Origin of the sequence: Hyalangium sp., assembly GCF_045802625.1 — a bacterium.
Classification (GTDB): Bacteria; Myxococcota; Myxococcia; order Myxococcales; family Myxococcaceae; genus Hyalangium.
The window spans coordinates 31,009-50,175 of sequence record NZ_JBJMQP010000029.1; the positions used below are offsets into that span (position 1 = coordinate 31,009).

A 19,167-nucleotide genomic window follows, 5' to 3' on the forward strand; every position below is an offset into this window, starting at 1 on the left:
GGGCATGCGTGCTCCCCTGGCCCCAGAGCCTGCTTCTGCCGAGCCCCCCGAGCTGGGCCCCCTCGTCAACTTGCTGCGAGGCCGCCGCATCGTGGTGCTCACCGGCGCCGGATGCAGCACCGAGTCCGGCATCCCGGACTACCGAGGCCCGGGCACCCGCGCTCGCGCTCGCAACCCCATCCAGCACATGGAGTTCCTCAACCACCCCGAGGTGCGTGCGCGCTACTGGGCCCGGAGCCTGATCGGCTGGCCGCGGTTCTCCTCGGCCCGGCCCAACGCGGCGCATCATGCGCTCGCGGCCCTGGAGCGGGATAGGCACGTGGTGGGCCTCATCACCCAGAACGTGGACCGGCTGCACCACGCGGCGGGCAGCACGCGCATCATCGAGCTGCACGGAGCGCTGGCGGACGTGCGCTGCTTGTCCTGCGGCGAGCGCGAGGCCCGCGAGGCCGTGCAGCAACGGCTGCTCGAGCTCAACCCCGGCTTCGTGGAGCATCAGGTGGAGCTGAGGCCGGACGGTGACGCCGAGCTCCCCGTGGAGGCCGTGCGCTCGTTCCGCGTCGCCGACTGCCTGCGCTGCGGAGGGGCGATGAAGCCGGACGTGGTGTTCTTCGGCGACAACGTGCCCCGCCCCACCGTGGACGCCGCGTTCGAGATGCTCGAGGAGGGGGACGCGCTGCTGGTGGCGGGCTCCTCGCTGGCGGTCTTCTCCGGCTACCGCTTCGTCCTGCGCGCCTCCGAGCGCCACATGCCCATCGCCCTGATCAACCTCGGCGAGAGCCGCGGAGACGATCTGGCGGATGTCCGCGTGGAGGCACGGGTGGGCGAGGTGCTCCCGCGCCTCGCCTCGAGCCTGGCCCCGCCTCGCGTGGGAGCCTGAGAGCACCGCTCCCTTGGGAGCACTCCGGCGCTCCTCTGTCTGCCTGCTCCTCGGCAGGCCCAACGCACTCCAGGCGGCCGTTCCTACCTTTCGGCAATGCACGGACACGAGAGCAGTGCCGCCAACAAGGCTGGAACGGACCCCACTCTCGCCGAGGTGAAGCGGGAGCCCGCGGAGCTCAACGCCAGAGCCCGAGCCCTCCGGCTTCTGCTCGACGTGGGCGTTCCCTTCGTCGTGGGTGGCGCCTACGCCTACGCCCACCACACCGGCATCCATCGTGACACGAAGGACTTGGACCTCTTCCTGCGCAAGGCCGACGCGGACCGGGCCATCGCGCTGTTCGAGGCGAACGGCTGGCGCACCGAGCGCAACACCCATGGCTGGCTGCACAAGGCCTTCTGGGGCGAGTGCCTGGTGGATCTCATCTTCAGCGCGGGCAACAGCATCGCCCAGGTGGACGACGCGTGGGTGGGGCACGGGGTGGAGGGCGAGGTGCTGGGGCAGCGCTGCCTCATCTCGCCGGCGGAGGAGATCCTCTGGAGCAAGGCGTTCGTCCTCGAGCGCGAGCGCTTCGACGGCACGGAGCTGAACCACCTCATCCGCGCGGCGGGACCTCGAATGGACTGGGAGCGGATCCTCCAGCGCTTCGAGCGCTACTGGGAGGTGCTGCTGGGGCACCTGATGTTCTTCCGCTTCGCCTACCCCTCCGAGCGCGAGCACGTGCCCGCCTGGGTCATGTGGGATCTGCTGGGCCGAGGCTTCGACAGCGTGCGAGGCGGCAACTGGAGCGGCAAGCTCTGCCGAGGCCGGCTCCTGTCCCAGCCCGGCTACCGGGTGGATGTCGAGGAGTGCGGCTACGAGGACGGGCTCACCTGGGACGAGCAGGAACGGGCCCGGGCCACCAGTGCTCCCAAGCGGCCTCTGGGCGAGCACTGAGTCCACGGCGGGCACGCTTTGTCTCGAAAGCTGGACGGATCCCCGGGGAACCGGACCGGAGAGGGAGGGTTCCTCCGAGGGGACGTGCCACGGCACGCCCATTGCTAAGCCTTCCGGACGCAGACGGAGGGCGGGATGGAGCGGGCGGTGGAGGACGGGATGGAGCGGGGGGCGAAGGGCGGGCTGGGGCGGGCGGCGGAGCTGGGGAGGGGGCGGGAGGAGGACTCTGCGGGTGACGGTTCGGTGAGGGTACAGCCCCACGGCGTGGAGGAGGTGCGGGGGCGCCTCTTCAAGCTGGGGGCCTCGGCCCTCACCGAGCCGGAGCTCTTGTCGGTGCTGCTGGGGTTGGGGGTCCGCTCGCCGGGGCTGGCCGAGGAGCTGCTCTCGCGCAGTGGGGGCCTCAAGGCGCTGCTGCTGAAGGATCCGCTGGAGCTGAGCGCGCAGCCGGGGCTGGGAGCCGTGCGTGCGGGGCAGCTGCTCGCGGCGCTGGAGCTGGGGCGCCGGGCCCAGCGCGCCACCGAGCGCCGTCCCCGGCTGCGCCACCCCAAGGAGCTCTACGCCTACCTGTTCCCCACCCTGAGCGCGCTGCGCCGCGAAGTCTTCCACGTCCTCTGCTTCAACCCGCGCAACGTGCTGCTGGCGGATGTGCGGGTGGCCGAGGGGACGATGAACACGTGCCCGGTGGATCCGCGAGAGGTGTACGCCGCGGCGCTGACCACGCGCGCCTCGGCCATCGCGCTCGCGCACAACCACCCTTCGGGGGACCCCGAGCCCTCGGCGCAGGACCTGCAGCTCACGCTACAGCTCGTCGAGGCTGGCCGCCTGCTGGGCATCAAGGTGTTGGACCACCTGGTGGTGGGAGATGGGACGTACGTGTCGCTGATGGAGCGAGGATTCCTCGCGAATAACGAGGGCAAGAGCCGATGGACCGCGGCTGGAGGGGACTGGTGATGACGGCGGTGATGGGGTGTGGCGGCGCGGGGCAGGGCTCCGGCCAGGGGGTGCAGGTGGACGTGCTGGAGGACGGGCGGGCGCGCGTGGTGGAGCTGGGCACGGGAAAGGCCCGGACGGTGGAGCGGAGCAGCCTGCCCGCGGGGGCTCGGGAGGGAGACGTGGTGGTGGACGGCCGCTTGGATCCCGAGCTGAGGGCCCAGCTGACCCGGGAGGTTGCGGAGGCCCGAAAGCGGCTGGCGGTCCCCGTTCCCCCGGGATTGGACCTGGGGGGTAGTGAGGATCCCCCGTTGACGATCCGACGGGAAAAGTGAATATGCGGAGGATGCAGACAGAGGACCTTCCTCACTTCACAGAAGCCCAGGAAGGCCTTGTCCGCCACTTCGGCCTGGCGGGGTTCCGGCCCGGGCAGGCCGAAGTCATCGACTCCGTGCTGAGCGGGCGGAACACCGTGGTGGTGATGCCCACGGGCGCGGGGAAGAGCCTCTGCTACCAGCTGCCGGCCATGCTGCTGCCGGGGGTGACGCTGGTGGTCTCCCCGCTCATTGCCCTGATGAAGGACCAGGTGGAGCAGCTCTCCGCGCGAGGCATCCCCGCCACCTTCATCAACTCCTCGCTCACGGAGCTGGAGCGGGCCGAGCGGATGAAGCGGCTGCGGGCCCGCGAGTACAAGCTCGTCTACGTGGCGCCCGAGCGCTTCCGGAGCTTCACCTTCCTGGAGGCGCTGAACGAGGTGGGCGTGGATCTGCTGGCGGTGGACGAGGCGCACTGCATCTCCCAGTGGGGCCACGACTTCCGGCCGGACTACGCGCAGCTCGGACAGGTGCGCAAGCGCCTGCGCCCGCCGCGCACGGTGGCGCTCACGGCCACGGCCACGCCCGAGGTGCGCGAGGACATCGTCCGCGTGCTCTTGATGAAGGAGCCGCGGGTGTTCGCCCAGGGCTTCGACCGGCCCAACCTCTTTTTGGAGGTGATGAGCGTCAGCGGGGACGAGGAGAAGCGGCAGGCGTGCGCACAGCTCGCGGCGCAGGGAGGCAGCGGCATCATCTACTGCGCCACGCGCAAGGCCGCGGAGGGGATGCACTCGGCGCTGCTGGAGCGCGGAGTGAACGCCGTGCTGTACCACGCGGGCATGGAGGACGAGGCCCGGCGCCTCGCGCAGGAGGAGTTCATGGCGGCCAAGGAGGCGGTGGTGGTGGCCACCAACGCCTTCGGCATGGGCATCGACAAGCCGGACATCCGCTTCGTGGCCCACGCCAACATCCCCAAGGCGGTGGAGGCGTACTACCAGGAGATAGGCCGCGCGGGGCGAGACGGGCAGCCGGCCACCGCGGTGCTGCTCTTCAACCACGCGGACGTCTACACCCAGGAGCGGCTCATCGAGGGCAACCACCCCTCGGAGGTGGTGCTCGGGGACCTCTGGAACGTCCTGCGCACGGGGGCCGAGTTCAACAGGGGCGTCGGGGTGCTGGCGGGCATGGTGGGCGCCAGCGAGTTCGAGGTGTCCGCGGCGCTGCGCATCTTCGAGCGCGAGGGGAAGATTGAGCGCGGCGGCCGGGGCGAGGGCGAGTACGGCATCACCCTCACGGAGAAGGCCTCGGACACCCACCCGCATGCGGCGGACGCGCGGCGCCTGCTCCAGTCGCTGATGGAGACCTTCCCCGTGGGCCGCTCGAACACCACGGAGCTGCCCGTCCTGGCCCGGCGCACGGGGCTGGGAGAGGAGGAGGTGCGGCACGCGCTCGGGCTGCTGGAGAAGACGGGAGCGGTGAAGGTGCGCAAGCCCTTCTCCGGGCGCACCATCCGCGCGCTGGAGCATGTACCCTTCCGGGAGCTGGGCGTGGACCTGAACCGGGTGCGCGAGCAGGAGCGCCGCGCCCTGCTGCAGCTCAAGCTGATGACGGACTACGCGTACACGCGGCGGTGCCGCCGGGCGTTCATCCTGGGCTACTTCGGCCAGACGGATCTCGAGGCCAACTGCGGCCACTGTGATGTGTGCGCGGGCAGCCGGATGCCGCGCCTGGCGCCGGTGGCCCGCCCCGCGTCCGTGCCGGGCAAGCCCGAGCACTACAGCGAGCTGGCCGCCACGGAGCTGCGGCGCTGGCGCAAGGCGCTGGCCAAGGATCTGGAGATCCCGCCCTTCATCATCTTCAACGACGCCACGCTGCTGGGGCTGGCGGCGGCGCTGCCCACGGATCGGGACTCGTTCCTCGCGGTGAAGGGCACGGGCGAGAGCCGCTGGGAGCGCTTCGGCCCCAAGGTGGTGGAGATCTGCCTGATGGCGCGCGCCGCCGGCCACGAGCCCGTGGCCGTCACGGAAGCACCCCGGGCGCGCAAGAACCGCAAGGCCTGAGCCGCCCGCCCTACCCCGGCCGGCGCGGGCTGGGTTTCCTCAAGGCCCGGCGCTCCATATAGCCGCGCAGGCTGCCCACGAGCATGCCCACCACGAACGCCAGCACGAAGATGATGACGATGGTGGTGCCCGCGAAGATGAGGCGCACCTGGTAGTCGGGGATCTTCCCGTTGAGGTAGTCCGCGCGCAGGGGCTCCAGCGCTCCGAGGAGATCCAGCGCCCGGGCTGGCAGCGAGTCCAGGGACAGCGAGAGCCGCTGGACGAGCCGCGTGGGGTAGAGCCGCCGCGCGGCCTCCACCACGATGCCCACCAGCAGGTAGACGATGGAGAGCAGGAAGGCGTTGCTCCCCATGATGCGCAGCAGCGGATAGTGCTGCGCTGGATAGGGTGGCTGCGGTTGCGGAGCTGTCTCCACGCTACTTCACCCGTTTTTTGAGGAGGGGCAGAGCCTTCTTCACCCGCTTCGCCTCGTTCGAAGAGCCTGCGAGCTTGAGGAAGGACTCATACTCCTGAATGGCGTGGGGAAGCTCGTCCTGCTTGCGCACGAGCACATCCGCCAAGGCCAGGTGCGCCATCCCGTTGGCCGGATCGTACTCCGCCGCCTTGGTGAGGGCCGCGATCGCCGTGTCCATCTGCCGCTCCTTGACGGAGACCAGCCCCAGCGCCAGCTGCGCCCGCGCGTCGAAGGGATCCAGCTTCACCGCCTCCTCCGCCGCCGTGCGGGCGGCCTTCACGCTGTTGGCGCTCAGCAGCACCCGGGCGATGGCCGCCTGCGCGAAGGCCTTGTCCCAGACCGTGGGCGCCTTGGCCGCGATGGCCTTCAGCGCGTCGGCCGCCGCCTTCCCACCTTCCTCCGGGTTGACGTAGTGCACGCCCACCGCGCCACACGGTGCGTCCGGCCCATCCGTCCGGGCCTTCTCGTAGGCGCCGGCCGCGTCCTCCTTCTTGTCCTGACGCAGGTAGACCTGGGCCATCTCGCAGAACGTCTCCGGATTCGAGGCGATCTTCGCGGAGGACTGCAGGGCGGCGACGCCTCCCTTCACGTCTCCGTTGGCGAAGAGGATCTCCGCCTTCAGGCGGTACCCGGCGGCGTCGTTCGAGCCGAGCTTCACCGGGCGGATCGCCTCCGCGGCCTGCTGGCGCTGGCCCGTGCGGAAGAGCGCCAGGGCATAGCCCCGCTGGGCCTCGGGGTTCTCCGGGCTCTCCTTCTTCCACTGCTCGAACTGCTTGAAACCCTCGTCGGTGCGCCCCAGCGCCAGCAGCGCCCGGCCCAGCGCGTCCCGGGCCTCACCGTGGAAGCCGTTGCGCTCCACCGCCTGGGTGAGCGGCTTGAGGGCCAGGTCCGGCAGGCCGCGCGCGAGCATCAACCGCCCGAGCGAGCACGGGGCCTCATAGTCCCGAGCGTCCTTCATGGCCTCCTCGAACTGGCTCTGCGCCTTGTCCATCGTGGCCTGCTGCCAGTACACCCGGCCCAGCGCCAGCCGCAGCTCGGGCCGAGGCTGCTTCGCCGCGGCCACCGCCTTCTCCAGCACCTCGCGCGCCTGATCGCCGCCGTTGCCGTCCAGCGTGTCCGCCATGGCCAGGTAGGCGACGGCCTCGGGCACGTAGCGGTTGTTGACCTTGGTCTTCTCCAGCTCCTGCCGGACGCGCTTCCACTCGGACTGCCGAGCGTAGGCCGCCGCGCGCACCAGCGACACCCGGCGCCCCTCGCTCCCGGCCAGCTTCTCGAGCGCCTCCTTCACGCGGTCGCGATCCAGCAGCGTCCGCCCCAGGCCCTCGCGAGCCACCTCGCTCTTGGGCTGCAGCGCGAGCGCGGCCTCGTAGGCCTGCTGAGCCTTGGGCAGATCTCCGGCATCGCGGCTCGCCTCGCCCAGCGCGAGCTGGAAGTCAAAGGCGAGCGGCCCCTTCGTCCCGCTCTCGAGCATGGGCAGCGCCTCGTTGTACCGGCCCAGCTCCGCGAGCAGCCGCCCCTGGGCGAGCTGCTGGCGCGGGCGCAGCGAGTCCGCCAGCGTCGTGTCCCCGCCCACGGCCTGCACATCCGCCAGCCCCATGTCCAGCTCCTGCCCCAGCGCGAGCCGGCTCTCGGCCAGGCCAATGCGCGCCAGCGGGTGCTCGGGGGAGATCTCCCGCGCGGTGGTGTAGACCTTGAGCGCGTTCGGGTAGTCCTCGAAGTCCTGGTAGTACTGGCCAATCGCCACCAGCGCGCGCACGTTGCGCGCGGAGAGCTCCAGGGCGCGCTTGAAGTGCTCCAGCGCCTTCTCCGGCTTCCGCTCCTCCAGCAGCAGCGCGCCCGTGAGCGTGTGCAGCTCGGAGGAGTCGTCGATCTTGGACTCCAGCAGCGCTTTGCGGGCGGCGGGCCGCGACTTGTCATCGGCCACCAGCACGTCCGTGGCGAGGCTCAGCCCCGGGTACGTGGCTCGCACGCCGGACTGATCCAGCGCCATGAGCGCCTGCTGCCGCTCCTCGGCGAGGCCGCCATGGTCGGCGTAGAGCAGCGCGTGCGTGTACGCTGAGAGCGCCCAGGCCCGGCTGTTGCCGTCATCCATCTCCAGGGCGCGATCGAGCAGCGCGAGCGCATCCTTCAAGGAGGCGCGGGTGTCCAGGGAGATGGCGCGCTCGGTGCGCTCCAGCACCTCGATGAGCGTCTGGCCCCCCTGCTGCGCGCGCCGGAAGCGGTACACGCCCAGGCCCACGCCCAGCACCAGGAGCACCACCGCGCCCACGGCGAGCTTCACCCCGTAGCGCGCGAGGAACGAGGGGTTCTCCGTCTTCTTGGCGAGCTTCTCGCGCAGCTCCTTCTCGTAGGCGGCGGCGGCGGCGGCGGCGTCCACCTGGGAGGTGGCGGCGCGCGGAGCGGCGGCCTGACGCTCAGCGGCCTCGGGGATGTCGCCCAGCAGCGAGCGCTTGGAGCCCGCCTTCGCGCCGCGCGAGCGAGCCGCGGAGGAGCCCTTCGCGGAGTCGGACACGCGAGCCGCCGCGGGCACGGCGGGCAGATCCTCTTCGTCCGGAAGAGGCAGGTCGCCCAGGAGCCCTCCTCCCGAAGAGGCGCTGCGTCCGGCCGCGGCGGCCGCGGGCTGGGTGTCCGGCTCGGGCGGCGGCGTCTGCTCTTCAGCGTCGTCCTCCCCCGAGCCAGCGCCGGCCGCGTCCACATCGGGCAGCAGCCCTCCCGAGCCCTCCTGGGGAGGCGGAGGCGGCGGCTCGGAGGCCGCGGCGGTGATGGGCGTGTGCTCGTCGGCCTCGTGCCGGCCTCCGAAGGGAGGCGGAGTGTCCGCGAGATCATCCTCCTCGGGAGGCGGAGGCGGAGGCGCCGCGCGCGGGCGCGGCGGGAACATGTAGACCTTCACCTTGCCCGGCTGGGAGATGACGGTCAGCGCCGAGCCCTGGGGCTGGCTCGGGGCAGGCGCCTGATCCGTGTCCAGCTTCAGCTGGGAGAGGTTGATGGACCGGGTGATGTCATCCCCCCCCATCTCATCCGCCTCGGCAGGCAGCCCCTGGGCCTCGGCGGGTGGGGGCGGCGGAGTCGATGCATCCGGCTGCTGAGCCTGGAGCGCTTCAGGCGCGGGCGGCTCCGCCTTGGGAGCGGGCTGCACCTCCTCCAAGGGCTTCGGCGCGAGCTCGTTGGAGGTGATCGCCGGCAGATCCGCCAGCACGGGCGCGGGGCCTCCCGAGAGCGCCTGCTGGGTCTGATCCAGCCACAGCTTCACCCGCCCATCATTGGGCTGCAGCGCCGCGGCCTTGCGAAGGATGGGCAGCGCCGAGCGGAACAACCCGCGCTGCACCAGCACCTCGCCGATCAGGTTGTAGGCGTGGGCGTTCTCCTTATCCACGGCGATCGCCTGATCAAACTGCTCCATCGCCTGCGCGGGCTTGCCCAGGTGCAGCAGCGCCTTGCCCCACAGCACCCGGCCAATCACCGACTGCGGGTGGTGGCCCAGCCCCTGCTGGCACACCTCCATGGCACGGGTGTGCTCGCCCTTCTCGAGAAGCACTTTGGCCAGCTCGACAAACACCGCGGATTGGGGGTCTTGCAGCAGAAGCTGCTCGTACCGCTCCACCATCGACTTAGCCATGGACTTTCGGAACTCCGGTGCGCAGGCGGGGACCGGACGATAGCACCGGAAATTCCTTGTGGTGCACCTCTGGGTGCTACCGTGCCCTACCACCATGCGCTCGCTTGCCCTGTTCCTCTTCCTCGCCCTGCTGGGTGGGGCCTGTGCCCACACCCCCAAGAGTACGGGGATGGAAGGCCTCAAACCCATGGTGGAGGACTTCCACAAACGCATCCGCTGGAAGGACTTCCGGGGAGCGGCCCGGCACATCGTCCCCGAGAGCCGCGAGCCCTTCCTGCGCGGCCGGGAGGAGAAGCACGACGATCGAGACTTGTCGATCACCGACTTCGAGATCCTCGAGATTGGCCTGGCGGCGGATGGGATGCGGGCCACCGTCACCACGCGGCTGGGTTGGATGCGCCTGCCCTCGCCCTCCGAGCAGACGGCCACCGTCACCTCGGAGTTCGTCTTCCGGGACGGGGAGTGGCTGCTGGAGCGGATGGAGGGCGGGCCCTTCGCGGGCGAGCTCCCCTAAAAAAAAACCGCCCGTCGACTCGGGGCCGGCCGAGGCGACGGGCGTCGAAGGTTCCCCTATGGAACCCCCTAACCATGCCTTCCCTTAGAGCAAGGCTGATGCCAGGGCCTCGGAAGCCCCAGGCTCCCTGTAAACTCAAGAGCTTGCGGGTGGAGCTGGGCTCCAGCGCCATGCCCGCCGGGGCGTGGAGGCTGACACGCCTGTCAGGCACCCGGCACCTGGATGGCACAGGTGCCCTGACATGGCTGTCACGGAGAGGGGCTACTCGCCCATGACGGAGCGGATGGTCTCTCGCATCGAGTGGCGAGGCTTCCAGCCCGTCTCCTTCTGCCAGCGGGAACCATCCACGTTGCAGAGGAACTGGATGTGGTCCAGCTCGGGAGGCGGGAAGCTGGCCAGGCGGTACTTGAAGAGCATGCCCAGCAGGGGCCGGGCGACGGGGTGCGGCACGGGGATGGGGGTGTGGCCCAGCTCGCGCAGCGCGGCGGACAGGGGCACCTCGCCGGGGCCGGTGACGTTGTAGACGCCCTTGAGCTCGGGGCGGAGGGCCTCGACCAGGGAGCGCCCCACGTCCTCCACGTGGATCAGCTGCACGATGGGATCAAACCCGGCCAGCATCCACGGGTGGCGCAGGCGCAGGTAGTTGGAGGGGGCGTTCTTGATGGTGGGGCCGACGATGTGGACGGGCCGGAGGATGACGGTGTTGATGTCCGGGTGCCGCCAGAAGAAGCCATGCGCCAGCATGTCCACTTCGATCAAGTCGCGCACGCCCGAGAAGCGGCTGGCCGCCATGAGCGGCGCGTCCTCGGTGAGGAAGTTCGAGTTGTCCGGGCTGGGCCCATAGACGTTGGCCGAGGAGAGGACGACCACCTTCTTCACGCCGTACTTGGCGCAGTACTCGAGCAGGCGCGTGGTGCCCACCACGTTGAACGAGTGGTGCTCCTCCTCGCTCATGCGCGGGTCATGCATGATGCCCATGTGGATGACGGCGCCGACCTCGTTCTTGCGGAAGACGTCCTCGGCCTTCTTCTTGCGCAAGTCGAGCTGATACATCTCGACGTCCTTCGGCCGGCCCACGAAGGGGCGCCGATCGATGCCGATGATGCGCTCGCTCTTGTGGAGCAGCTTGGCGAGCGAGCGGCCCAGATTGCCGCTGATGCCCGTGACGACGACCGCCGGTCTCATGGAGCCCCCCTCCTCGTGCGTTCCCTGGCGCTCACCAGAAGATGCCCCTGCGCTCCTTGAGCCCTTGGTGAATCATCCCCTGGATGGCGGTCTTCACGTTGCGCACCTTCTTGTCCAGCTCGGTGTCCTCGTCATCCGGGCGGCCGGTGAAGTGCAGCGGATCGCCGAAGTAGATGCGGTACTTGGAGGGCAGCGGGAAGGGCAGCCCGGTGGGAGTAATCGGGAACGCCGGGAAGCCGAGCAGCTTCGCCACCGGCTTCAAGTCCAGCAGCGCGGGGGCCTGCTCCTCGCCGCCGATGACGGCCACGGGGACAATGGGCGTGCCCGTCTCGAGCGCCAGGCGCATGAAGCCCAGGCCGAACTCCTGGAGCTGGTAGCGCTGCGGCCACAGCTTGGAGATGCCGCGAGCGCCCTCGGGGAAGACGAGGATGGCCTCGTCCGATTCCAGCAGGCGGCGGCAGTTCTCCGGCGTGCCGACGATCTGCCCCACCCGGGCAAAGAGCGTGGAGATGTACGGCAGCGTGGGGACCCACTTCTCCACCATGCTGCGGATGGCGCGCGGGGGGTGGGCCTCGATCATCATCGCCACGCCAATCATCATGCCGTCCACGGGGAGCTGGCCCGAGTGGTTGGAGATGAGGAGCACGCGGCCGCGAGGCACCTTCTCGATGCCGAAGGTCTCCACCCGGAAGTAGTGGCGGTAGAGCCAGAGCAGGGGCGCCACCGCGGCGAGGCTGTACTCCAGGTTGAACCCGAACGAATCGATCCCGTATTCGTTCTCCGTGCGAGCGAGCGCCTGGAGCTGCTGCTTGCGCTCCTCGCCCGCCATCTGCTCCGTCCAGCCCTTCAGGCGCTGCCGGACCTTGTCGCCAAGCCCCTCGAACATGGGGGCTCTTTACACCACCCAGTGCGGAGGGCGCATCATGCGTGCATGCGTTTCCAGGCCCTGCTCCTGACGATGTGGCTGGCGGGAGGGTGTGCGACAGGGACGGTGGCGCTTCCGTCTCCCTCCGCACACTCGGTCCCCGCCCATCCCCCGGTGCTGCTGGTCCATGGCATCCACGACACCGTGCACGGGTTCGACACGCTCAAGGGCCAGTTGGAGGGCGCGGGCTGGCCCGTGGTGCGAGCCGTGCCGCTGCAACCCAACGACGGGAGCTTGACCATCCCGGAGATGGCCGCCCAGGTGGCTCGCGCGGCCGAGGCCCTGCAAGCGGAGACCGGGACGCCCCGGATTGACGTCATCGGCTTCAGCATGGGGGCGCTGGTGACGCGCTACTGGGTGCAGAAGCTGGGCGGCAGGGAGCGGGTGCGGCGCTTCATCTCCATCTCCGGGCCGCAGGCGGGCACGCTGACGGCCTACGTGCATCCGGGCGCGGGGGTGAAGCAGATGCGGCCTCGGAGCCCGCTGCTGCGCGAGCTGGCGAGAGACCCGTACCCATGGGGCAAGGCCGAGGTCTTCACCTTCTGGACTCCGCTGGACATGATCATCGTCCCCGCAAACAGCGCACAGTTGCCCGGCGCCACCGAGCGTACGTTCCCGGTCCTGCTGCACCACTGGATGATCCAGGACACCCGCGTCATCAACGCGGCCATTGAGGTGCTCGGAGCCCCAGACGCTCCGACGGCGAGATCGCGGTAACTCCCACCATGAGCCCCCCACAAGCGCCGGAGACACCTCTGCATGGCCCTGGATCCAACCCGGATCCGGCGCCTCTTCCGGATTGGCGGGCCCGGCTGGCGGAGCGCGGCTTCCCGGGGGCCCGGCAAGTCCCGTGCATGCACGGCGCGGCGGTGCTCCGCTCGTGGGGTGAGTCGCTGGCGGCGGAGGCGGCGCTGCGCGAGTTGCTCGGGCGCTACCCCGATGACGAGGGGGCGCTGCGGATGTTGGCGAAGCTGCTGGACGAGGGGGGCCGCTCCGACGAAGCGGTGCAGGTGCGCCGGCGCCTCCACCTGCGCCGCTGCCGGGAGCTGGGCCTCTCCGGGGACGCGGCGGTGGCCTTCCTCGATGCCGCCGAGACAGGCTCCCCTCCCCCTCCGCGCGCCGACGAGGGCTATGTGGCCGCTCTCTTTGATCAATACGCCGAGCACTTCGACGAGAAGCTCCGCGGCCAGCTCGGCTACCGCGCGCCCGAGTGCGTGCTGGACGCCGTCCTGGAGGTGCTGGGCGGCAGACGGGGACTCGACGTGCTCGAGCTGGGCTGTGGCACCGGCCTGGCTGGAGTGCTCCTGCGGCCCTTGGCCCTGCGCTTGACGGGCATCGACTTGTCGCAGGGAATGCTGGACCGGGCGCGCGAGCGCGGCATCTATGACGCGCTGGTGACGGGGGAGATCACGCAGACGCTCACCTCGTCCGAGGGTAGTCACGAGCTCATCGTCGCGGTGGATGTGTTGGTGTACTTCGGTGCCCTGGAGGCGCTATTCGAGCAGGTGGCGCGGCATCTGGTCCCGGGGGGGCTGTTCGCCTTCACCGTGGAGAAGAGCGAGGAGCCGGGGTACCAGCTCCGGTCCACCGGGCGCTACGTCCACTCGCTCGGGTACCTGCGCGACTGCGCCAGAGCAGCAGGACTGCACCCAAGGGTCGAGCGACAGCACGTGCTGCGTACCGAGAAGGGTGAGCCGGTTCACGGCCACGTGGTGGTACTCCAGCAACAGCAGGGGCCGCTTCAGGACAGGCTCGGCCGTTGATGGCGATGGGGAGCACCACCGCGCGACCTCTACCCCTCCGGGCCGAGTTACCGCCCGCGACGTCCGCCGCCACCGCCGCGACGCGCGCCACCGCTGGGGCGTGACGCGCCGCTCGGGCTCCGCGCCTCCGCCGATCGTGCCGCCTGCGAGCTCTGCTGCCGCTGGGCCCCGTCCGCGCGGGCCTGGGCCTCGGAGTTCAGGTCACGTGACGAGGCGCGCTCCCGTGCCGCGTCGCGCTGCTCCGGAGTCGCGTTCGCCGCGCGCTCTCCGGCGGCCTGACGTTGCTCCGGCGTGCCGCGCTCGGCGTTCTTCCAGTTCCCGTTGTCGTAATTCTGCCAGCCGCTGTCGGTCCGGCGGTACACGTTGCCGTCTTTGCCCGCGTAGACGTTGTTGTCCGCGCCTCGCGCGACGGTGCCCTGGCCGCGCGCGCCCGAGTACGTCACCGCGCTTCGACCCGAGGAGGTTCGAACGCCCGCCGCGCTCCCACGCGCGCCGGAGGCGTGACCCGTCTCGGCCCAGCGCCCGCCCGGCCCAGTCGCCACCGAGCGCCCCCAATTCCCGTACGGGTTCGCGCGCTGGTAGCTTGCCGAGGCCACGCCGGTGCGAGGGTTGTACGCTCTGGCCGCCGAGCCGCGCTGATACGGCCCATAGGCCGCCACGCCGCGCGAATAGCGTCCCGTCGCCGGGTTGTAGCGTGCCGAGGCGCCGACTCCGCCGTACGGTCCATACGCCGCACCGCCTCGGTAGTACGCGCCGGTCCGCGCGTTGAAGTGAACGCCCGCGCCGTAGGTGTACGGCCGGCCGAAGTAGACCGGGGCGCCGTGGTAGGGGCCGATCCACGGGCGGTACCAGTAGCCCGTCCCCCACGTCAGGATGCCGGCGGTGATGAAACCGCCGATGTACCCGGCCGTGAACCCGAAGAGGACCGCGTCATCATCCGAGTTGTACACGTTGACGTAGGTCACATTGTAGACGGGGGAGCTGGGCGGGATCTTGTAGATCTCCGCGGGCACCTTGTCGGTCACCGCGAACGGGCCCGTAGGCGACGGCCCGGAGAACCAGACGCCCTGGTGGCACACGTAATAGGTGTTGCCAGCCTTCACGACGTCGAACTCGGTGTTCACCGCGTACGCGAGGTTCGTTCCCTCAACGGGCTTGAACTGCGGTTCGCCGACGTAGCTCACCTTCACCTGGGTCTCCGCGCGGTTGACCGTGGCCAGCTGAGGGATCTCCGCCTCGAGCACCGCCTCGCGCGCCTGCGTCGTGCCGGGAACGGCCGCCAGCACGGAGCCCTTGGGCGAATCCGGTGGGATCCGGGCAAAGTCCGCCGGCAGCTTCGGGGTGGTGTAGGTCCACGGGCCCTGCAGCGACCCCGCACGGAACCAGCGCCCCGCAACCAGGAAGTAGTAGTTCTTGTCCCCGTCGTCCCAGAAGAGCTGGCTGTCCGTATTCTCGACGTACTTGAGCGCGGTGCCGGAGATGGGGACGAGCTTGGGCTTGCCCTTCGTGAGGATGATCTCCGCGGGCTCGGTGCTCACGAAGATCTTCGCGACCGCCTGCTCGTTCCGGGGCTTGATCGGGAGCGCCGCGCGCACGTCCTTCCACTGATCGCTGTTCGGCAGGGACGAGAAGCCCTTGGGGAGGGAGGCGGCCGCGCGCCACGAGCCCTTCACGTCATCCGCCTCGAGCCAGGTCTTCTCGTCGAGCAGGTAGTACTTCTTCGTCGCTGGGTCTCGGAACACCGGCCAGTTCGTGTTCACAGCGAACTCCAGCCCCGTCTTCTCGATCGGGTTGAACACGGGCTCGCCATCGAAGACGACCAGGCGCGCCGGCGTCTCGCTCACGAAGATCTTGGGCGGAGCGTTCTTCAGCGTGACCGACTTCGCCCTCTCCTCGGTGCGCGCCACGTCCGCGATGAGGCGGTCCAGCGAGTACTCTACCGGGCCTTTGGGGAACAGCTCCCGGGTGAGCTTCTCGCCGGTGGCCTTTCGTTTCGCGTCGGATTCGGAGAAGCGCATCAGCGTGACGTTGATCGAGTCGATGCGCACGGTCCTCGTGTCGAGGTCGACCGCGGTCTTGCCCTTCGCCTCGACCATCCCGACGATCGGCTTCTGCTCGCCGCTCGGGAAGACCTCGACGGCGACGAGCGCGGTCAGGTCCGTGTTGTTCTTCCACGAGTCGACCTGCGGCTGGTAATAGACCAACCGATTGCCCCCCTTCTCGATCGTTCGGGGCCAACCGGGATCAGTGGGCTCCTGCCCGGTAGCTTGAGAGGTGGTGCCGGGCTTGGCGTCCTGCGCGGGCGCCTGCGCCGTCGAGCCCTGACTGGCGGCCGTTTGAGCCGGGGCCTGCGCGGCGGTCATCACAGCGAGTACCAGGGCGGACCACTTTTTTCCGGAGATCATTTGAGTCTGTGAGTGAGCACCCCTCTTCACCTATGCAACGAGCAGGCAGAAGCACCCTCCGCCTACTCGTGAAGTAGGCTGTTGGGGCTGAAGGGAGTCCTCTCTCCAACTCACGAGGCCCAACCCATGGAGCACCTGTCTGTCCCGGAGCTGGACCCCGCCCTGCTTCCTGGAGGCACCGTCGTGGGGCGCTGGCGCGTGGTGGCCTGGGCGGGCCAGGGCTCCCATGGCGCCGTCTACCGCGCCGTCCCCGTGGGCCAGGAACATGCTCCCGCCGTCGCACTCAAGCTGGCGGTGCTCCCGGACAACCCGCGCTTTGCTCGCGAGGCCGCGCTGCTCTCGCGCCTGCGCCATCCCAGCATCCCCCGCCTCTGGGACTCCGGCACGTGGCAGGTGCCGGGCGGCGCGCTCCATCCCTTCATCGCCCTGGACTGGGTGGATGGAAAGCCCCTCTACGAGCAGTCCCTCTACCCTCCCTTCTCCCCTCAGGTGGCGGGGGTGCTGGCTCAGCTCGCTCGCGCCCTTCAGGAGATCCACGCCCTGGGCGCGGTCCACCGTGACATCAAGGGCGACAACATCCTGGTGCGCTACGCCGATGGCCGCGCCCTGCTCATGGACTTTGGCGCCTGCCATTACCCGGGGGCGGCCACTCTCACTCCTTCCGCCATGCACCCGGGCACTGCCGCCTACCGTGCTCCGGAGTCCTGGTGCCGCGAGTTCAACCGCGATCGCTCGCAGCAGCACCGCGCCCAGGCCGCCGATGACCTGTTCGCCCTGGGCATCACCGCGTGCCGGCTCGTCTCCGGCGAGTACCCTCGGCTTTCAGCACCTCGCAGGGATGAGCACGGCAACTGGCACGTGGACGCGGTGACGGCTCCGGCCGCGCTGCGAGACAAGCGCATCGAGCCGCGACTGCGCTCCTGGATTCTGCGGCTGCTCTCGGCGCGCCCGGAGGAGCGCGGCACCGCGGCACAGCTGGCCGAGGCCCTGGAGCAGCTCGCGGCGTCCCGGCCCGCGCACTCCCCTGCTCCGCGCTCCACCCAGGCGCCCAGCCCGGCGCGGCCACCGGAGGAGACGGCTGCGGCTGCACCCGGGCTCAAGAGGAGCACGCGAAGGGGGCGGCTGCTGCTCGCCCTGGCGGCGGCGGTGGTGACCCTGACCGTGGGAGCGTGGTGGCTCGGGACTCGGCGGACGGTGGACACTGCCTCCCTGGCGCATTCCGAGGCTTCGGCAGCCAACCGCTCGGAGCAGGAGATGACGGGGCTCGGCGAGGCCGCCACCTCCACGACGGCCCCTGCTTCACTCCACGAGCCCCAAGGCCTGGCGGAGGACACGCTGCCCGCGCCACTTCCCGAGCAGGTTCGGCCCGACTCCAAGGGGCGCTGCCCTCACAAGAAGCAGGTGGCCCTCAACGGAGGCTGCTGGTGGGAGACGCCACTGGATCAAGAAAACTGCGAGGCAGCGAACCAGAGCGGCTACCTGGGCAGCCTGTTCAAGAACAAGTGTTACATGCCGGTCCTGCCCCACGGGCGCCAACCCAACTCCAGCCCCACCACCCCACCGTGAGCTTGGCCTGGGACTGATAGGAGTCGGCGGGTTCGATTCCCGCCGCCTCCATCCCGAGAAGCCCAGCAATCTTAAAGGGTTGCTGGGTTTTTCTTTGTCCTCGTTTTCTTCATGTGCCCTCAGTGTGCCCCTCTGGCGTCTCTAGCCCAGAGCGGCGCGTGGCTGGGGGATGGGCCGATCCAACTCCTGCACCGCGCTCTCCCGCGCCTCGGGTGACAGGTGCGCGTACCTCATAGTCATCTCGATGGTCGCGTGCCCCATCAACTCCTGAATGACCTTGAGGGCCACGCCCCGCATCGCGAGGTGGCTGCCGTAGGTGTGCCGCAGGTCGTGCCAGCCGATCGAACCCTCCGGGCGGCTGACTCCTGCCCTACGCAGCGCTCGCAGGAGCGGGTGCTTGGTCATCCCAGCGGTGAGCGGGCGACCGTCCGTCTGGCAGAACACGTAAGGGCCGCACAGGTGGCGGTGTGCCTTGAGTGCTTCCACGGCCGACGTGGGCAGGTCCACGGTCCGTTCCCGTCCTCCCTTGGGCAACCCCACCACGCCGCGCCAGATCGTTCGGCGCACGTTGAGTTTGCCGCGCTGCAAGTCCAGGTCTGCCCACTGGAGCCCGATCAGTTCCCCAAGCCGCAGCCCCGTCTTGAGCGCCACGAGGATCAACGTCCGCCACTCCGGCTCAGCGGCATTGCTCATGCGCTCAGCTTCCTCGAAGGAGAGGAAGTCAAAGGCGGGCTTGTCCGTCTTGAACAGCTTGACGCGCGGGACGTGTTGGAGCACGCCCTGTTCTTGAGCCAGTGCCAGCAACTTGTGCAGGACCGTCAGAACGTTGTTGATCGACTTGAGGGAGAGCAGCTTCACCGCACCGGAGCCCTTGCGCTTGAGGAGGGCCGCCCGCGTGGGGGCTTCCTTCCGTGCGCGCGCCCCCGAGGGCTTCTTACGCATGGCCGCTTTGAAGTCTTCGATCTCCGCTGGACCGATGGCATCAAGGGGCATGTTGCCGAACGCGGGGATCAGGTGATCCTCCAGGATCTGCCGCTTGGTGACGACGCTGGAGTGCTTGTTGTTGTTCTCGCTGTACGTCAGGAAGCGCGGGACGAACTCCCCGAGGGTGAGAACCCGACCCGCGCCGTTCTCCTTTCCGAAGGTGCCGGTCAGGAGTGCATGGCGAATCTGACGCTCGTACTCTTCAGCCCCCCTGCGGGTATTGATGGGCGAAGCCTTGCGGATCCGCTCCACCCTGCCGCTGGGGTGCTGGTACTTGACGTCCACCCACCACGCCTCTTGCACCTTGCCCTCCTGGGTCTTCCACTGCCGCAGTCTGACGCTCATGACTTCGAATCTCCGAGCTCAGGTCTGCTGTTACCGGGGCTCCACGTTAGCAGCGTGTCCCGGTGGATGCGGAGGATTCGCCCGAGCCGAGCAACGCCGGGCACCTGTTCGAGCCGGATCGCCTCGTAGAGGGTTTTCCGGTTCACCCGCAGAAGTTCGGCGGCTTCCTCCACGGTGAGAAACGCGGGCGCGGTGTTCGCAGCCAGAGGGGACGCGCTCATGGCTATTCCCCCTCCTGCGGCGTCGCCTGGAGTGACCAGCGACGCGCCCTGGCGTTGCTGCTGGCGTTC

At 69.6% G+C, this 19,167-nt stretch carries 16 protein-coding genes; 9 read left to right on the plus strand and 7 right to left on the minus strand.

Annotated elements, in window-relative coordinates; translation table 11 throughout:
* Positions 1-4 precede the first annotated feature (4 nt).
* The 5 genes from ACJ8AT_RS05050 to ACJ8AT_RS05070 all read left to right on the plus strand — a co-directional run bounded on the left by ACJ8AT_RS05050 (position 5) and on the right by ACJ8AT_RS05070 (position 5,120).
* On the plus strand, positions 5-880 hold the full coding sequence (locus tag ACJ8AT_RS05050) for an NAD-dependent protein deacetylase (RefSeq protein ID WP_407736418.1): 876 nt from the start codon (positions 5-7) through the stop codon (positions 878-880).
* A 96-nt stretch (positions 881-976) separates the two neighbouring features.
* Entirely contained in the window at positions 977-1,816 is an 840-nt protein-coding gene (locus ACJ8AT_RS05055) for a nucleotidyltransferase family protein (RefSeq protein WP_407736419.1), read from the plus strand.
* 135 nt (positions 1,817-1,951) lie between these two features.
* Positions 1,952-2,767, plus strand: coding sequence for a DNA repair protein RadC (gene radC, locus ACJ8AT_RS05060; protein ID WP_407736420.1), 816 nt, complete (start codon positions 1,952-1,954; stop codon positions 2,765-2,767).
* Positions 2,767-3,081 (plus strand): DUF3006 domain-containing protein, encoded by a 315-nt coding sequence (locus ACJ8AT_RS05065; RefSeq protein ID WP_407736421.1) that lies wholly within the window; start codon positions 2,767-2,769, stop codon positions 3,079-3,081. Before radC ends, ACJ8AT_RS05065 begins: the two co-directional genes overlap by 1 nt.
* A 2-nt stretch (positions 3,082-3,083) precedes the next feature.
* Positions 3,084-5,120, plus strand: coding sequence for a RecQ family ATP-dependent DNA helicase (locus ACJ8AT_RS05070; RefSeq protein WP_407736422.1), 2,037 nt, complete (start codon positions 3,084-3,086; stop codon positions 5,118-5,120).
* A 10-nt stretch (positions 5,121-5,130) separates the two neighbouring features.
* On the opposite strand, the gene ACJ8AT_RS05075 is transcribed toward ACJ8AT_RS05070, so the two are convergent.
* Both ACJ8AT_RS05075 and ACJ8AT_RS05080 read right to left on the minus strand, forming a co-directional pair.
* Positions 5,131-5,535 carry a hypothetical protein gene (locus tag ACJ8AT_RS05075; RefSeq protein ID WP_407736423.1) on the minus strand — a complete coding sequence of 135 codons (405 nt, stop codon included), beginning with the start codon at positions 5,533-5,535 and terminating at the stop codon, positions 5,131-5,133.
* Between the two features lies 1 nt (position 5,536).
* The gene (locus ACJ8AT_RS05080) at positions 5,537-9,190 is read right to left on the minus strand and encodes a tetratricopeptide repeat protein (protein WP_407736424.1); all 3,654 of its coding nucleotides are present in this window, start codon (positions 9,188-9,190) and stop codon (positions 5,537-5,539) included.
* 94 nt (positions 9,191-9,284) lie between these two features.
* Here ACJ8AT_RS05080 and ACJ8AT_RS05085 point away from each other — a divergent pair, with 94 nt between their 5' ends.
* Positions 9,285-9,704, plus strand: coding sequence for a hypothetical protein (locus ACJ8AT_RS05085; RefSeq protein WP_407736426.1), 420 nt, complete (start codon positions 9,285-9,287; stop codon positions 9,702-9,704).
* Positions 9,705-9,965: 261 nt separating this feature from the next.
* On the opposite strand, the gene ACJ8AT_RS05090 is transcribed toward ACJ8AT_RS05085, so the two are convergent.
* Both ACJ8AT_RS05090 and ACJ8AT_RS05095 read right to left on the minus strand, forming a co-directional pair.
* On the minus strand, positions 9,966-10,889 hold the full coding sequence (locus tag ACJ8AT_RS05090; RefSeq protein ID WP_407736427.1) for an SDR family oxidoreductase: 924 nt from the start codon (positions 10,887-10,889) through the stop codon (positions 9,966-9,968).
* A 31-nt stretch (positions 10,890-10,920) separates the two neighbouring features.
* On the minus strand, positions 10,921-11,775 hold the full coding sequence (locus ACJ8AT_RS05095) for a lysophospholipid acyltransferase family protein (RefSeq protein ID WP_407736429.1): 855 nt from the start codon (positions 11,773-11,775) through the stop codon (positions 10,921-10,923).
* Between the two features lie 45 nt (positions 11,776-11,820).
* On the opposite strand from ACJ8AT_RS05095, the gene ACJ8AT_RS05100 reads away from it, so the two are divergent.
* Entirely contained in the window at positions 11,821-12,531 is a 711-nt protein-coding gene (locus tag ACJ8AT_RS05100) for a lipase family alpha/beta hydrolase (protein WP_407736431.1), read from the plus strand.
* An 8-nt stretch (positions 12,532-12,539) separates the two neighbouring features.
* Positions 12,540-13,577: a class I SAM-dependent DNA methyltransferase gene (locus ACJ8AT_RS05105; protein ID WP_407736432.1), complete on the plus strand. Its 1,038-nt coding sequence runs from the start codon at positions 12,540-12,542 to the stop codon at positions 13,575-13,577.
* 47 nt (positions 13,578-13,624) lie between these two features.
* Here ACJ8AT_RS05105 and ACJ8AT_RS05110 read toward each other — a convergent pair whose 3' ends face one another.
* Complete coding sequence (locus ACJ8AT_RS05110; protein ID WP_407736433.1) at positions 13,625-15,940, minus strand: hypothetical protein; 2,316 nt, start codon at positions 15,938-15,940, stop codon at positions 13,625-13,627.
* A 168-nt stretch (positions 15,941-16,108) separates the two neighbouring features.
* On the opposite strand from ACJ8AT_RS05110, the gene ACJ8AT_RS05115 reads away from it, so the two are divergent.
* Entirely contained in the window at positions 16,109-17,548 is a 1,440-nt protein-coding gene (locus tag ACJ8AT_RS05115; protein ID WP_407736434.1) for a serine/threonine protein kinase, read from the plus strand.
* 141 nt (positions 17,549-17,689) lie between these two features.
* Here ACJ8AT_RS05115 and ACJ8AT_RS05120 read toward each other — a convergent pair whose 3' ends face one another.
* On the minus strand, positions 17,690-18,877 hold the full coding sequence (locus tag ACJ8AT_RS05120; RefSeq protein WP_407736436.1) for a tyrosine-type recombinase/integrase: 1,188 nt from the start codon (positions 18,875-18,877) through the stop codon (positions 17,690-17,692).
* On the minus strand, positions 18,874-19,098 hold the full coding sequence (locus ACJ8AT_RS05125) for a helix-turn-helix domain-containing protein (RefSeq protein WP_407736437.1): 225 nt from the start codon (positions 19,096-19,098) through the stop codon (positions 18,874-18,876). Before ACJ8AT_RS05125 ends, ACJ8AT_RS05120 begins: the two co-directional genes overlap by 4 nt.
* Between the last annotated feature and the right edge of the window lie 69 nt (positions 19,099-19,167).

Excerpts from the sequence above, each read along its gene's own strand:
- ACJ8AT_RS05085 (WP_407736426.1), top strand. The coding sequence starts at position 9,285 with ATGCGCTCGCTTGCCCTGTTCCTCTTCCTCGCCCTGCTGGGTGGGGCC.
- ACJ8AT_RS05080 (WP_407736424.1), bottom strand. The coding sequence starts at position 9,190 with ATGGCTAAGTCGATGGTGGAGCGGTACGAGCAGCTTCTGCTGCAAGAC.
- ACJ8AT_RS05095 (WP_407736429.1), bottom strand. The coding sequence starts at position 11,775 with ATGTTCGAGGGGCTTGGCGACAAGGTCCGGCAGCGCCTGAAGGGCTGG.
- ACJ8AT_RS05065 (WP_407736421.1), top strand. The coding sequence starts at position 2,767 with ATGACGGCGGTGATGGGGTGTGGCGGCGCGGGGCAGGGCTCCGGCCAG.
- ACJ8AT_RS05100 (WP_407736431.1), top strand. The coding sequence starts at position 11,821 with ATGCGTTTCCAGGCCCTGCTCCTGACGATGTGGCTGGCGGGAGGGTGT.
- ACJ8AT_RS05070 (WP_407736422.1), top strand. The coding sequence starts at position 3,084 with ATGCGGAGGATGCAGACAGAGGACCTTCCTCACTTCACAGAAGCCCAG.
- ACJ8AT_RS05110 (WP_407736433.1), bottom strand. The coding sequence starts at position 15,940 with ATGACCGCCGCGCAGGCCCCGGCTCAAACGGCCGCCAGTCAGGGCTCG.
- radC (WP_407736420.1), top strand. The coding sequence starts at position 1,952 with ATGGAGCGGGCGGTGGAGGACGGGATGGAGCGGGGGGCGAAGGGCGGG.
- ACJ8AT_RS05090 (WP_407736427.1), bottom strand. The coding sequence starts at position 10,889 with ATGAGACCGGCGGTCGTCGTCACGGGCATCAGCGGCAATCTGGGCCGC.
- ACJ8AT_RS05050 (WP_407736418.1), top strand. The coding sequence starts at position 5 with ATGCGTGCTCCCCTGGCCCCAGAGCCTGCTTCTGCCGAGCCCCCCGAG.
- ACJ8AT_RS05120 (WP_407736436.1), bottom strand. The coding sequence starts at position 18,877 with ATGAGCGTCAGACTGCGGCAGTGGAAGACCCAGGAGGGCAAGGTGCAA.
- ACJ8AT_RS05105 (WP_407736432.1), top strand. The coding sequence starts at position 12,540 with ATGAGCCCCCCACAAGCGCCGGAGACACCTCTGCATGGCCCTGGATCC.
- ACJ8AT_RS05055 (WP_407736419.1), top strand. The coding sequence starts at position 977 with ATGCACGGACACGAGAGCAGTGCCGCCAACAAGGCTGGAACGGACCCC.
- ACJ8AT_RS05115 (WP_407736434.1), top strand. The coding sequence starts at position 16,109 with ATGGAGCACCTGTCTGTCCCGGAGCTGGACCCCGCCCTGCTTCCTGGA.
- ACJ8AT_RS05125 (WP_407736437.1), bottom strand. The coding sequence starts at position 19,098 with ATGAGCGCGTCCCCTCTGGCTGCGAACACCGCGCCCGCGTTTCTCACC.